Consider the following 13015-nt stretch of genomic DNA (forward strand, 5'->3'; position numbering starts at 1 on the left):
GCCATTTTCCCGCTTTCGTCCTTGGCCGGCATAGCGAAGTCTGCGGTATCCTGAGACTTGATAAGTCGTTTTTCGCTCATTTCTGCCAATTTCTTGACGACTGCTGCCGAGGCCGCGGCAGCAGTCTCGGTTCAAGGGTTACTCAGCCCCGTTGGCCGGGCGCGAGTTGCGCTTGGTGGAGGGGGTTTTCTCCTGGGGAGTGCCGTAATACTCGGCAGCCCAGGTGGGGTCCGCCTCCACTGCGAGTTCCTGCCAGTTGATCTGCTGGACGGGCCGGCCGGGCCGGTGGCTCGTGAGCAACACGGTGGTCGCGTTGCGCCAGGCGAGCGCAACCTTCAAAGGGACTTGGTGGTACTCGTGGATCTGCCCCGCCACCGAGCTGAGCAGAAGGAAGCCGGCGTTGACGTCGGTTTCGAAGGCCTTGGCGCCGCCGAGGGTGGCGATGTCGTAGACGTTGTTCTCAGGCGAGATCATGAAGCTCATGGGTCGCTCCGTTTGCAGTTTGGAAGGGACCCGAGACGGCCCGGCCCGGCCGCTCCCGGTACCACCGAAGTGCGGCGCAGCTGCGCCCGCATCGACCGGCGGTGCTCGCCAATAAGTTGATTAATGGGGTAATGGTCTAACTCGGAATTTGGCCTCCGAAAGGCCATGCATCGACGACGGAATCCGACATTGACAGAGCAAGCATGACCCGTTCACCCCGCAACATTGACCCGCCACGTAATCAACAGGTCCGGCAGATCCAGCTCGATGACGCGTACCGCTGGGTGCTCGCCTGCTTCGAAGAGGTGGACGAGGTCGAACCGGACATGCGCCTGGGACGCCTGCCGGGTCAGGTCGAGTTCGACGAGCCACCAGCCACCCCGGTGGCCACAGGCCCCGAGTACTCACGTAGGTTCGCGCCGGCCGCTGCCACGATGCCACAGAGGGTGGGCGGCCCTCCGCCGGTGCTCCCGCGGCCAAGGACACCGCGCGTGCCTAATGCGGGGATGCTGGAGGCAATGTTGCAAGACCGCGGGCAAGGTCAGGCGCAGACGGATGCGGAGGCCAGGGTCTGCCGCGTGCACGATTGGCTACTGCAGGTACTCCGTGCTGGGCAGATCAGTGCGACGGCCCGCGGCTGGATCCAATCTAGCAACGATCTGCCCGCCGTGGAGTGCGGTACACCGGTGATAGTTTTGCCAAAGTGGTGGGATGCGTTGGTGCTAGACTATTTCGCAGCCAGTGCCAGCGCGCGCGACCCGCACTGGGAGATTAAGGTAATTGCTCACCGGGTTGGCTGACGCTGGGTTCAGGCGATGGCGAACGAACCGTCGATGAGAGCGCGGACGGCGTTGAGAGCGGTGGTTCCTTTCAGGCGGGCCGTCCCGGTGACCGATCGGTAGCCGGCGTGGACCTTGGCACCCCAGGCTGAGCGGAACCCGTTGGTGACCTTGCGGAACACCACGGAGGGCCGGATTTCCTGCTCGCTAATGTTGTTGGTCGGCGGAACGCGCCGGTCATGCAGGAAGACGAAGAACTTGTTTCGCCAGGCTTTGATCTGCCGCTGCAATTCGCGTCCGGCCGGATGAGCGGCCGGTATGCCGAGCAGGCGATCCAGGCGCCGCTCGGCCTGGCCGGCGTAGACGGCGAGCGTGCTGTCCTTGAGGGATGGTCGACGCTTGCCGATCCGGATCGCCCAGCGCAGATGGTCGCGGATCTTCGGAGCGCACACCGTGTCGCCGCAGTCGATGGCGTATTGCACGTCACGCAGGACGTGGGCGAGGCAGACCTGATGGGTCTGGCCCAGTTCCTGCTGCCCGGCGTAGCGATCTGAAACCCATACCTCGGGCCGGTGGCCATCGAGCACCGCCTCGGCCACGGCGCGTCCCCGCCCTGGCGCGATCTCGTGCAGGATCGCCTGCTCGGAGACGAACACCCACTGCCAATGGGTGACGCCGTCGATGCGGGTGGTGGTCTCGTCCGAGGCGATGACGCGGGCCTGCAGCAGCTTCGCCTTGATGGCCGCGCAAGCCGTGTCGAGCTTGCCTGCCATCCGGCGGAAGGCATTGGCGATCGCCCCTTCCGAGATGGAAAGCCCGAACAGCTCCTGGCACATCCGCGACAGGCGCTCGAAGCCGACGTGGTGGCTGTGGTGCAGGTAGGCCAGCAGGGCGTGGATCCCCGGTCCGAACGGCGTGCCCGGTGGCATGCCCGCCGGCGTCGGGGCGCGATAGCGCCGGCCGCAACCGCGACACCGTCCGCCGAACACTTCGACCCGCGTCACCTGCGGGCGGACGACAGGAAGGTCGACGTGGTCGTAGCGCTCGCGGCACTGCTGCGCCGTCTCGGCCACGGCCGTTCCGCAGTGCGGGCAGGCCTCGACCAGGCAGCGTTCCGTCTGATCGGGGGTGTCCGCCAGGGGCCGCGCCGCCCCCGGTCGCGAGGGGCGGGGTTTGCGCGACTGCTTCCGCTCCCGGTTCTTGCGCCCCGGGCCATCCTGGGACGGCGGAAGGCTGGAATTCGACGACGTCTTCCGCGGTTTGCCAACCAGCGCTTCCAACTCGGCGATCCGCGCCGCCATGCGCTCAATCAGCGCCGCCTGCTCCAGCAGCAGTGCGTCCTTTTCAGCCTCGGTCAGCCGGATGCGAGGAGGTGTCGGCATCCGGATTTTGATTCACATCTCAGCGCCCAGCGCAACCCCCTCCCGCCAACCCCGTGAGCAATCACAGATTAAGAGCGGGATCAAGGTAAATGGATTTCTTGATCTTGAGGGGGTAATGCTCAATGAAATCCAGCTTGCTGAAAATATACAAGAATCGCTTTATGGTTCATCACAGCCAAGATTGACTTTGGCGAGTGCGCCTAGTGGGTTCGAATTTTGCGAGATTGTTTGGAAGGGGGACTCCACCCGTCTCGAACTGAAGCGTCGCCAGGCGCTCGCACGTGGAGTGCTGGCGCTTGTGGTGCTGCTTCGACATCCAGGTCGAGAGGTTCCCTATGAGCTTCTTGAGGGGCTTTTGTGGCGAGACGTAGAGACGAAGCAGCAGCCGCAGAATGAACGTGAGCAATCTATTGCTTACAGGGAAAAAGTCCAGCCGATTTCACGCGGGGTTTTCTCATGCAAAATCTCTATTGATGAAGGTTGTAGATCACTAGATAGAATATTAACTGAAATAAAAGGCGAATACATCATTAAATTTAGAAAACACGCAGCCGAAAATGTTCAGAAAAGTATTAATCTATTAATTTTCAATATTGGTGGCGATAAAACAATTGCAAAAGCACTGGACAAGCAGATTGTCAGAGACAAGAATTATGCTTGTTTTATAGAGCCACAGATATCCAAATCTTGGGATATTCAGGTGACGTGAGGGGTGCCGATTCTCTCGGACTGCGTCGTCGGGGTTGACCTTCTTCCCGCTTATCAACCAATTGATCCGCTCCGACCTATTGATCCAAAAGGACAATTTGGACGACGGCCGCCGATTTGCCGCAGCGTGATGGGTCTGATCGGCACCGCTCGCCCGTTGCCCCCGTCTGACCCACCAGAATCCACCACCTTCGCCGGGTCGACTGGTTGATAAGCGGGGACCTTCTTGGCGTGCAACATGTTCTGGCACCGGGTAGGGTTTGCGGGCTGAGGTGGCAGGGCTCACACCGCTTGGTGGATTCCAAATCCTCTTCTCTCCCCAGCCACCAAAGTGCACCAACCAGCCATCAGTGCGCACGCAAACGCATTCGGGCGGGGAGGGCGGTGTAAAGGGAATCCAAAGTTGTCGGCCTGCGCGCCGGCTTCGTTGTCGATGTCAGCGGGGAGAATCTTGGGGCGTGATCAATGCGACGGTCGGATAATGCGTCCGGAAGCGTTGTGGGTCCCGCGTGAGCAGCGGCAGCCCGGCCACGGCGGCGTGCGCGCCGATAAAGAAGTCCGGCAGCACGCCAGTGCGCGTGCCGCCGGCGGCACGGTAGCGCTGGAACGCCTTTGCCGCCAGGAACAGGGCCGGCCGCGGTATCGGCGTCACGATCAGGCCGGCCTCATCCACCAGGGCCTCAAGATTCTCGATCCGCCCGAAGCGGACCGAGAGCTCGGCATAGACGATGTCGTTGATCAGAAGCTTCCCGCGCAGGGCGGCGGCATCTAGCTGCTGGACTGACCACCCCGCCCAGGTCGGATCGTCGGTGACAAGGTCGAGCAGGACGTTGGTGTCGATCAGCGTGCCGTCAGCCATCGCCGCGCGTCAGCGCCATGATCTCGTCGGTGCTCATGCCCACGCCGGCCGCACCCCGCAGGCGGGCGAAGCGGCTCGGCGGTCGGTCAACCCCGGCCTTGACCAGAACGACCCGACCGTCGGGCGCCAACTCGAAAGCGACAGCGCTGCCCGGCCCGATCCCGAGCCTGTCCCGGACGGGTTTGGGGATGGTGACCTGGCCCTTGCGGGTGACCGTAGTGGGCATGGCAGCCTCCGGTAATACCTTGTCAGGGGAGGTAATACTACGCACCCCCAATGCGCTTTGCCAGCCCCGATCCACCGATCGGAGCTCAGCCGGGAAGCCATGCGAGATGAGTGGGGCGGCGGCGTGGTCCTGTCCACCAAACTTCCCCCGCCTTTCCCCCGGGGGCATGGGGTACGCATGGGGGCGAACAGGAGGAATCGGGGGCGGGCAGGCGGGAACGACCGGTAGCAAAGTGCCTGAAACGGATCGAAAGGGTGCTATCCACCCATTCGTTACGATGGTGTTCCGAGAACTACGGATCTGGGGGTTAGGGGTTCGAATCCTCTCGGGCGTGCCAATAACTTTCTGAAAGATTTGGATTTTTTCAGCCCTCCGAGGCGGTTCGCCGGGAGGTTTTTTGCACCCCCCGCTATTCCCCCCGTTTGGCTGTTGGCGGCACCAGGCGAACGCACAAGTCGCTTTGGGGGGAGAAAATCGCGTCTAATGCGAGAGGAAAGCAGCGCCGCTATCCCAGCTTTCCGAGGCAACACTTCTTGAACTTTTTGCCGCTGCCGCAAGGGCAAGGATCGTTGCGTCCGACATTCCGCAGCGGGTTGCGTACCGGGTCTCCGGGCGGCAGTAGGCCCGGGTTCCATCGTTCCTCGCGCGCCGCCTTCGGTTGGAAGCTGTCCCAGCGCGACAGGTGCTCTACCGCGTCGTCGAGGCTGCTCAGGTCCTTCATGCGCATCAGGACCGCATCGGCCGGTGCCCCTGGCTGCTGAACCTTGCGCAGATCCTTGTGGAAATCACTCAGCTCGAGAAAAGACGGGTCGATCAGGCCGCGCGCGAAGGCCTGCTCGACCAGCGGCACCAGGTCCTCCAGGGCGAGGGCAGCGATCGCCTGCTGCCAGCCGACCCAGACAGTTTCCGACCCTTCCGGTGGCAGGGCGGTGAACAGGTCGCGCAGGAAGGCGTCTGTCTCGTCGCGGTCGATCCGCGCGGTGGCGGTGAGCCACGCCAGCGCTTCGAGTGCGGCGTCGCGCGCGAACTGATCCGCTTCGCTGTTCCGAATTAGCGCATGTAGCGGTTTCGGATCACCGTCGAAGATGCGGGCGAAGATGGCCGGCAGATCTACGGTGATGCCGTCGCCGAGGATCCGCTCCAGCAACTCCGAGTCGGCACCAAGCGTACAAAGCGGGCGGAAGGCGCGGGTCTCGCGAGTCTGCGCCATCAGATAGACGGCGTAGAACATGATGTCGGCGGTGCAGTCGGACCGGTCACTGCCGGCGGCGGCCGCTTCCAGCCGTGCGAGCAGGGCAGGGGCGATCTCGGGCCAGCGCTCGGCTGCCTGCTTCAGCGCCTTGCGAGGCAGCGTGTTTCCCGCTGTCGCAAATGCCTCCAGGATGGCGTCGTCGGTCAGCATTTCCTCGGTCATGCTCGCATTCTGCCAATAGTGTTTCCGTGGTGAAGTGCAGAGCAGAGCAGCACACGACGCCCAGTGGCGCCAGAGTGCGACACGACCGCAGGACGACCCGCATGGCTGCGGCGAGCGCCCGGCAGAAGGTTCCAGGCGCGCGCGGCGGTGGCGGCTGTCTCCACGAGGCGCTGCGGCGCGTGGTGGGCGTAGCGGGTCGTGGTCGAGAGTTGCGTGTGCCCGAGCACGGTCCCGATCTCGTTCAGCGGTGTGCCGGCGTTCGCCAGCGCCGAGGCGAACGAGTGCCGCAGGTCGTGGATGCGCAGCTCGTCGGGTAGCCCGGCCAGCCTCATCGTCCGCTGCCACGCGCCGCGCAGGTTCTCCAGAGGCCGGCCCTCCCGGCGGTCGCTCGGAAAGACGTAGGTGCAGCCGTCCATCCGCCGGAGCCACTGCGCGCGCAAGATCCGCACTGCCACCGGCGAGAGCGGGACGTACCGCGTCCGCCCGCTCTTCGACCGCGGCACAGTGAGCAGATGGCGGTCGAGGTCGACGTTGTCCCACGTCGCCCTCAGCACCTCCCACTTGCGCGCGCCAGTGACCACCAGCAAGGCCGCGGCGCTTTGGCACGGTTCGGCGTCGAGCGCGTGCATGAGCGCCTGGGTCTGTTTTGGTGGGACTGAGAAGCCGAGGCGCGCCACGGCCTGGAGACGATGAAGAAGCGCCTGCGCGCGCTGGATGCCTGGATGATCGGCTACAATGAGGTGCGCACGCACCAGGGGGGGCTCGTGCTTCGGCAAGGCGCCAATGCAGACCTTCCCCAACAGCGCTCCGCTCGCGTGCGAGAAGCAGAACCTTGCCAGGGTCGCATAGGAGCCTCGGCTGACAGCTTCGATCCGGCGGACACCCACCACGGCGGAACGAACCATATATCAGATGAAATCGAGACTTCTACATACTCTCGCGCAAAGGAAGTCCACCAGTGCCCGAACCTTTGGCGAGGGGTGCTTGCTCGCCGGCCACAGCACATGGAAAACGCCGGTGCGTTCCACATGATCGGTTAGGATTGGCACCAGCCGACCATCGGCCAATGGCTCGCGGACGGCGAATGCCGGCAGATAGGCGATCCCCAATCCTTGCAGCGCAAAGCACACGCGCGTCTCGATGTTGTTGCAGATCATTGATGTCGGCAGTTGCAGTTCGGGCTCGCCAGGCGCCTGCCGCAGCGCCCAGGTCTCCAGCTTGCCGCTGTTGGGGAAGCGATAGTGCAGACAGGTGTGCTGTCGCAGATCGGCCGGTGTCCGCGGCGTGCCCCGGCGCGCAAGGTAGTCCGGCGAGGCGACCAGTCGCATCTGGAAACTGCCCAGCCGCCGCGCCGACAGCCGGGAGTCGGCCGGCTCGCCCGTGCGCACCACGGCGTCGAAGCCTTCCTCGATGACATCGACCATGCGGTCGGTGAAGTCCAGGTCCAGCTCGATCTCAGGATAAGCGCGCATGAATTCACCGAGCACCGGCAGCACTAGCGAACTGACCAGCGGCAGGCTCACGCGCAGGCGCCCGCGCGGTGCGGCCGTTGCCTGCGACAACTCCAGTTCTGCGGCCTCGATCTCGGCCAGAATGCGGCGGCTGCGCTCCAGGAACAGCGTGCCCTCGGCGGTCAGTGTGACGCTGCGCGTGCTGCGATGGAACAGGCGCACGCCCAGCTTCTCCTCCAGCCGCGCCACGCTCTTGCCCACGGCGGAGGCCGAGACACCCAGCAGCCGGCCGGCGGCGACGAAGCTGCGCGTCTCGGCGACCTGCACGAACACGACAAAGCCATTCAGGCTGTCCATTCCGTCCCTCTATTACGGACACATAGCTCCGTACAAACAGGAAATGTAGCCTGCTTTTTCTTTAATCGCAGGATTTCTATCGTCAAGGCATCGCCGATTGAATCGAGCCACTTGCCATGATGAATCCTCTGTTTCCTCTGCACCAAGGCGTCCCGCCGGCGAATCTCTGCGCGCGCATTCACAGCACCGTTCAGCAGGCGCTCGACGACCAGCGGCTGGTCGGTGCCGTCGTTCTGGTGGCGCGCGACGGCGCACTGGTCCACCAGCAGGCCGCCGGCTTCGCCGACCGCGAAAGCGCACGGCCGATGGCACTGGAGACGGTCTTCCGGCTGGCCTCGGTCAGCAAACCCATCGTCTCCACCGCGGCACTGGCACTGGTGGCGCAAGGCCGGCTCGACCTGGACGCGGGCATCGAGCGCTGGCTGCCCGAATTTCAGCCCCGGCTGGCCGACGGTCGCCCGGCGCGCATCACGGCGCGGCAGTTGCTCAGCCACACGGCAGGTCTCGGCTACCGCTTCTTCGAGATCCACGCAGACGGTTTGTATGCGCGGGCCGGCGTCTCGGACGGCATGGACGCTTCCGGCATCAGCCTGGAGGAGAACCTGCGCCGCCTCGCCAGCGTGCCGTTGCTGTACGAGCCAGGCACGGCCTGGGGCTATTCACTGGCGACCGACGTGCTGGGCGCGCTGATCGCGCGCATCCACGGCACGTCGCTGGACGAGGCGGTGCGCCGGCTGGTGACCGGCCCGCTGGGCATGGTCGATACCGGCTTCATCGCTCGCGATCCCCAGTGCGTGGCGACCGCCTATGTGAATGACACACCGCAGCCGCATCGGCTGGCCGAGGGCGAGACGGTCTCGGCCTTCGAGGGCGCCGTCGGCATTCTCTACAGCCCTGGGCGCATCTTCGATCCGCGGGCGTTTCCTTCGGGCGGCGCGGGCATGGCAGGGACGGCGGAAGATCTGATGCGCCTGCTGGAAGCCCTGCGCCAGGGTTACGGCGTGCTCCTGCCCAACGAATTGATCGCGGAGATGGCTCGGGACCAGACAGGCGGTCGGGAACTGCCCGATGCGCCGGGTTTCGGCTTCGGACTGGGGGTCTCGGTCTTGCGCGACCCGGCATTGGCCGCTTCTCCCGAATCGGAAGGCACCTGGCGGTGGGGCGGCGCCTATGGCCATTCCTGGTTCGTGGACCGTGCGCAGGGACTCAGCGTTGTCGCCTTCACCAACACGCTATACGAAGGCATGTCCGGTCGCTTCGTCACCGACTTGCGCGATGCGGTCTATGGCGCATTGGAGGTGCGGCGATGACAACGACGCCTCCGCACATGGCCGCCATCGCGTTTCTCAGGCATTCCACGCTGGCCGATCCCGACTGCCTGACCGACATCGAAACCGAACGCCCCGAGCCGGGACCGCACGACCTGCGAATCGAAGTCCACGCCATCTCGGTCAATCCGTTGGACACCAAGGTCCGGGCCGGCCTGGTCGCGGTGCCCGGCGGCGTCCGCTCGCTGGGCTGGGATGCCGCCGGGATCGTCGAAGCCGTCGGCGAAGCGGTTACGCTGTTCCGGCCGGGACAGGCGGTCTACTACGCCGGCTCCTTCGATCGCACCGGCAGCAATGCGCAGTTCCATCTGGTGGACGAGCGCATCGTCGGCCACAAGCCCGGGACCCTGAGCTTCGCCGATGCCGCGGCGCTGCCGCTGACCTCGCTGACGGCCTGGCAATTGCTGTTCGATCGCCTGGGTGTGGCGCCCGGCAAGCCAGCCGATGCCGGCAGCCTGCTGGTGCTGGGCGGTGCCGGCGGAGTCGGCTCCATGGTGATCCAGCTTGCCCGCCGGCTGACTGGCCTGACCGTGATCGCCACCGCCTCGCGCACGGAGAGCCGTGACTGGTGCCTCGCCTTGGGCGCTCACCATGTCATCGACCACCGGCAGCCGCTGCCGGTGCAGATCGGCGCGCTGCCCGTGCCGCCCGTCACCCATGTCGCGGCGCTGTCGCATACCGCCGGGCATCTGCACGAACTGACGGAACTGATCGCGCCGCAAGGTCGCCTGGCCATCATCGACGACCACGACACATTGAACGCGGCGCCGTTCAAGGCCAAGAGCGTGTCCTTGCACTGGGAGATGGTGTTCACGCGCCCGCTTTACCGCACAGCGGACATGATCGCGCAGCACCGCATCCTCGACGAAGTGGCGGCGCTGGTGGACGCGGGCGTGCTGCGCTCGACGGCCAGTCGCGTGCTGCATCCGCTGGACGCAGCCCGCCTGATCGAAGCCCATCGGCTGGTGGAAGGCGGTGGCATCGCCGGCAAGGTGGTTGTGGCCCGCTCCGTGGACGATACGGCGCAATCTGCGCGGGATGCCGGACGATGAGCGCTGCTGCCACGGACCGTTTGCCCCTGGCCTCTCTGCTGGTGCTCGCCATGGCGGCCTTCATCACCATCCTGACCGAAGCGTTGCCCGCCGGACTGCTGCCGCAGATGGCGCAGGACCTGGCGGTGTCCGAAGCCTGGGTCGGCCAGACCGTGACGATCTACGCCATCGGTTCGTTGGTGGCGGCGCTTCCGCTGACCGCTGCCACGCAGGCCGTACGTCGCTGCCCGTTGCTGCTGGCGGCGATCGCGGGCTTCGTCGTTGGCAATACCGTCACGACGTTGTCCGGCAGCTACGTGCTGACGATGGTGGCGCGCTTCCTGGCGGGTGTGTCGGCTGGGTTGCTGTGGGCGCTGCTGGCGGGCTACGCCGCGCGCATGGTGCCCGAGCACCAGAAGGGCCGCGCCATCGCCATTGCGATGGTGGGCACGCCATTGGCGCTGTCGCTCGGCGTGCCGGCCGGTACCTTCCTCGGCAATCTCACGGGCTGGCGGATGTGCTTCGGTATCATGAGCGGACTGTCGCTGCTGCTCATGGTGTGGGTGCGCATCAAACTGCCGGATTTCGCCGGGCAGGCGGTGGGCAGGCGACTGTCGCTGGGACACGTATTCACCGTGGCCGGTGTACGCCCGGTGCTGTTCGTGGTGCTGGCCTTCGTGCTGGCGCACAACATCCTCTATACCTACATCGCGCCGTTCCTGGCGGCGGCAGGCATGGCCGAACGGACGGACCTGGTGTTGCTGGTGTTCGGCGTCACGTCGCTGCTGGGCATCTGGATCGTCGGCGTGCTGATCGACCGCTACCTGCGTGCGCTGACGCTGGCCAGCACGGTGGTGTTCGGCCTGTCCGTGCTGGGCCTCGGCGTGGCAGGCGGTGCGCCTGACGTGGTCTATGCGGCGGTGGCCGCCTGGGGCCTGGCCTTCGGCGGTGCGGCGACGCTGTTCCAGACGGCGCTGGCCAGGACGGCAGGAGAGGCGGCGGATATCGCGCAGTCCATGCTGGTCACCGCCTGGAACACGGCGATTGCCGGTGGCGGCATCGTCGGCGGCGTGCTGCTCGAACGGCTGGGTGTCGGTGCCTTCGCACCGGCCTTGCTGGTGCTGCTGGCGGCGACGCTGGTGGTGGTGTGGGCGAGCAGGCGGCACGGCTTTCCCGCTCCGGTGGGCGTGGCCGGGTCATGTGCAGCGACGCCCGATCGATGGACCGGGGCGCAGCCATGAACGGCACGCGCGCGCTGTTCTTCATAGCACTGGGGGTGTTGGGCCTGTATGCTATCGCGTTTGGTGTGGTCGGCATCCTGCCGGCCAGCGTCCAGCGCCATGGCGTCAGCGTGGCCCAGGCCGGCTGGCTGTTCGCGCTGGTCGCGGGCGTGGTCGCGGTCTGCGGGCCGGCCATGGTGCTGTGGCTGTCGTGCTTCGACCGGCGCAAGGTGCTGGCTGCCTCGCTGCTGGTCTTCAGCCTGTGCAGTCTGCTGTCGGCCTGGGCGCCCAGCTTCGGGATGCTGATGGCGCTGCGCGTGCCGTCGCCCAGCCATCGCCGCGCGTCAGCGCCATGATCTCGTCGGTGCTCATGCCCACAGCGCTGCCCGGCCCGATCCCGAGCTTGTCCCGGGCGGGTTTGGGGATGGTGACCTGGCCATTGCGGGTGACCGTGGCGGGCATGGCAGCCTCCGGTAATACCTTGTCAGGCTAGGTAATACTACGCACCCACAATGCGCCTTGCCAGCGTCGATCCGCCGATCGGCGCTCGGCTTGGAAAGCATGCGGGATGAGGGGGGGGTGCGTGGTCGTGTCCACCGGATTCCTCCCCCGGAGGCGTCGGGCGAGCAGGAGGGAACGACCGGCAGCAAAGGACCCGTAGGGGGTTTTGGGCCCTCCAAGGCGGTTCGCCGAGGGAATTTTTCGCGTCCCACGCTATTCCTCCCCCGCTTGGTCGATGGTGGTGCCGGGGGAGCATGGCACCCTCGGCCGCGACGTGCGAGCCTGGGGCATGACCGAGATTTATGTCGATGCGGATGCCTGCCCGGTGCGCGACGAAGTGTATCGGGTCTCCGGACGCCTGGAACTGGTGGTGCACGTGGTGTCGAACGGCTCGCGCCCGTTGCGGCCACCGGGGTTGCCCTGGGTGCGCATGATCGTGGTGGACAGCGGCGCCGATGCGGCCGACGACTGGATCGCCGAGCGCATCACCGCGAAGGACGTGTGCGTGACCGCCGATATTCCGTTGGCGGCGCGCTGCCTGGGGCGCGGGGCAGGCGCGGTGGCACCGAACGGCCATCTCTGGACGGAGGACAATATCGGCGAGGCACTGGCCGGGCGGGATCTGGCGCGGCACCTTCGCGAGAGTGGCGTGGCAACCGGCGGCCCGGCACCGCTCACCCGGGCGGATCGCTCGCGCTTCCTGGGCGCGCTGGACGTGCTGGTGCGCGCGGCCCTCCGCGGCCTACCGGCCGGCGCCGGGCCGGCGCGCCGGGTGCCGTGGCCGGGTGAGGACGAAGCGGTACGTTCCGGAAAGGAGATCGGATGAACAAGGACGACCTGACCGCCTGGGCGCTGGCGAACGGCTGGCAGATGATCGCCGGCAGCCCGAGCCTGACGAAGCCCTCGTCGCCGAAGGAAGCGATCGTGCGGATGGTGCTGAAGGCGACAGTGGTGAACATCGAGGTGAAGAAGCCGGCGGGGAAGTGGGAAAAGATCTCCGGCCAGGGCTACGCGAAAATCCAGCCCGATCCCGAAAGCGGGATGCCGCTGGGCCTCGGTCTCGACACCATTCCCGGATTCGCGATGCTCATGCGGGAGAACAAGGACCGCATGACCTTCGCGAAGCTGGCGTGAGCCCCGGGGTCGTAGCGGCGCGGTCGGTGACCGCGCCGCGCCCTCGATTCGGCCCGGACAGGCTCGACTCAGACGGGTGTCACGGACACGTGGCTGCGGCAGGATTTGACACGGCCCTGGCTTTCTGGTGACCCTGCGCTCG

16 protein-coding genes are annotated in these 13015 nt (G+C 65.9%); 8 read left to right on the top strand and 8 right to left on the bottom strand.

Annotated elements, in window-relative coordinates:
• Nucleotides 1–138: 138 nt before the first annotated feature.
• Entirely contained in the window at nucleotides 139–483 is a 345-nt protein-coding gene (locus tag NBY65_RS23255; protein WP_150043112.1) for a hypothetical protein, read from the bottom strand.
• A gap of 203 nt (nucleotides 484–686) precedes the next feature.
• On the opposite strand from NBY65_RS23255, the gene NBY65_RS23260 reads away from it, so the two are divergent.
• The gene (locus NBY65_RS23260) at nucleotides 687–1283 is read left to right on the top strand and encodes a hypothetical protein (protein ID WP_150043113.1); all 597 of its coding nucleotides are present in this window, start codon (nucleotides 687–689) and stop codon (nucleotides 1281–1283) included.
• 8 nt (nucleotides 1284–1291) lie between these two features.
• Here the strand turns inward: NBY65_RS23260 and tnpC are convergent, their stop codons facing one another.
• Entirely contained in the window at nucleotides 1292–2644 is a 1353-nt protein-coding gene (gene tnpC / locus NBY65_RS23265; protein WP_250265707.1) for an IS66 family transposase, read from the bottom strand.
• Nucleotides 2645–2759: 115 nt separating this feature from the next.
• On the opposite strand from tnpC, the gene NBY65_RS23270 reads away from it, so the two are divergent.
• Entirely contained in the window at nucleotides 2760–3353 is a 594-nt protein-coding gene (locus NBY65_RS23270) for a hypothetical protein (protein WP_150044241.1), read from the top strand.
• Nucleotides 3354–3788: 435 nt separating this feature from the next.
• Here NBY65_RS23270 and NBY65_RS23275 read toward each other — a convergent pair whose 3' ends face one another.
• From NBY65_RS23275 to NBY65_RS23295, 5 genes are all read right to left on the bottom strand, one after another.
• Nucleotides 3789–4211, bottom strand: coding sequence for a type II toxin-antitoxin system VapC family toxin (locus tag NBY65_RS23275; RefSeq protein ID WP_150044243.1), 423 nt, complete (start codon nucleotides 4209–4211; stop codon nucleotides 3789–3791).
• Nucleotides 4204–4437: an AbrB/MazE/SpoVT family DNA-binding domain-containing protein gene (locus NBY65_RS23280; protein ID WP_150044245.1), complete on the bottom strand. Its 234-nt coding sequence runs from the start codon at nucleotides 4435–4437 to the stop codon at nucleotides 4204–4206. The genes NBY65_RS23275 and NBY65_RS23280 overlap by 8 nt, the downstream gene beginning before the upstream one ends.
• 505 nt (nucleotides 4438–4942) lie before the next feature.
• Nucleotides 4943–5839, bottom strand: a complete 897-nt coding sequence (locus NBY65_RS23285) for a DUF1186 domain-containing protein (RefSeq protein WP_250265734.1) — start codon at nucleotides 5837–5839, stop codon at nucleotides 4943–4945.
• A gap of 8 nt (nucleotides 5840–5847) precedes the next feature.
• Entirely contained in the window at nucleotides 5848–6756 is a 909-nt protein-coding gene (locus NBY65_RS23290; RefSeq protein ID WP_150044247.1) for a tyrosine-type recombinase/integrase, read from the bottom strand.
• Nucleotides 6757–6759: 3 nt separating this feature from the next.
• Nucleotides 6760–7659 (bottom strand): LysR family transcriptional regulator, encoded by a 900-nt coding sequence (locus tag NBY65_RS23295; protein ID WP_150044249.1) that lies wholly within the window; start codon nucleotides 7657–7659, stop codon nucleotides 6760–6762.
• Between the two features lie 116 nt (nucleotides 7660–7775).
• On the opposite strand from NBY65_RS23295, the gene NBY65_RS23300 reads away from it, so the two are divergent.
• The 4 genes from NBY65_RS23300 to NBY65_RS23315 are packed head-to-tail and all read left to right on the top strand — an operon-like array spanning nucleotide 7776 to nucleotide 11594.
• Nucleotides 7776–8969 carry a serine hydrolase domain-containing protein gene (locus tag NBY65_RS23300; RefSeq protein ID WP_150044251.1) on the top strand — a complete coding sequence of 398 codons (1194 nt, stop codon included), beginning with the start codon at nucleotides 7776–7778 and terminating at the stop codon, nucleotides 8967–8969.
• Between the two features lie 17 nt (nucleotides 8970–8986).
• The gene (locus NBY65_RS23305; RefSeq protein WP_150044299.1) at nucleotides 8987–10039 is read left to right on the top strand and encodes a zinc-binding alcohol dehydrogenase family protein; all 1053 of its coding nucleotides are present in this window, start codon (nucleotides 8987–8989) and stop codon (nucleotides 10037–10039) included.
• Nucleotides 10036–11259, top strand: a complete 1224-nt coding sequence (locus NBY65_RS23310; protein ID WP_150044253.1) for an MFS transporter — start codon at nucleotides 10036–10038, stop codon at nucleotides 11257–11259. The genes NBY65_RS23305 and NBY65_RS23310 overlap by 4 nt, the downstream gene beginning before the upstream one ends.
• The gene (locus NBY65_RS23315; protein WP_203330685.1) at nucleotides 11256–11594 is read left to right on the top strand and encodes an MFS transporter; all 339 of its coding nucleotides are present in this window, start codon (nucleotides 11256–11258) and stop codon (nucleotides 11592–11594) included. The genes NBY65_RS23310 and NBY65_RS23315 overlap by 4 nt, the downstream gene beginning before the upstream one ends.
• Here the strand turns inward: NBY65_RS23315 and NBY65_RS34135 are convergent.
• Complete coding sequence (locus tag NBY65_RS34135) at nucleotides 11494–11700, bottom strand: AbrB/MazE/SpoVT family DNA-binding domain-containing protein (RefSeq protein WP_150044255.1); 207 nt, start codon at nucleotides 11698–11700, stop codon at nucleotides 11494–11496. The genes NBY65_RS23315 and NBY65_RS34135 overlap by 101 nt on opposite strands.
• A 328-nt stretch (nucleotides 11701–12028) precedes the next feature.
• Here NBY65_RS34135 and NBY65_RS23320 point away from each other — a divergent pair, with 328 nt between their 5' ends.
• Together NBY65_RS23320 and NBY65_RS23325 are read left to right on the top strand one after the other, a co-directional pair.
• Entirely contained in the window at nucleotides 12029–12565 is a 537-nt protein-coding gene (locus NBY65_RS23320; RefSeq protein ID WP_150044257.1) for a YaiI/YqxD family protein, read from the top strand.
• A complete protein-coding gene (locus NBY65_RS23325) occupies nucleotides 12562–12873 on the top strand; it encodes a hypothetical protein (RefSeq protein WP_150044258.1) in 312 nt (103 codons plus the stop codon). The genes NBY65_RS23320 and NBY65_RS23325 overlap by 4 nt, the downstream gene beginning before the upstream one ends.
• The last annotated feature ends 142 nt before the right edge of the window (nucleotides 12874–13015 follow it).

Source organism: Rhodovastum atsumiense, assembly GCF_937425535.1.
Taxonomy (GTDB): domain Bacteria; phylum Pseudomonadota; class Alphaproteobacteria; order Acetobacterales; family Acetobacteraceae; genus Rhodovastum; species Rhodovastum atsumiense.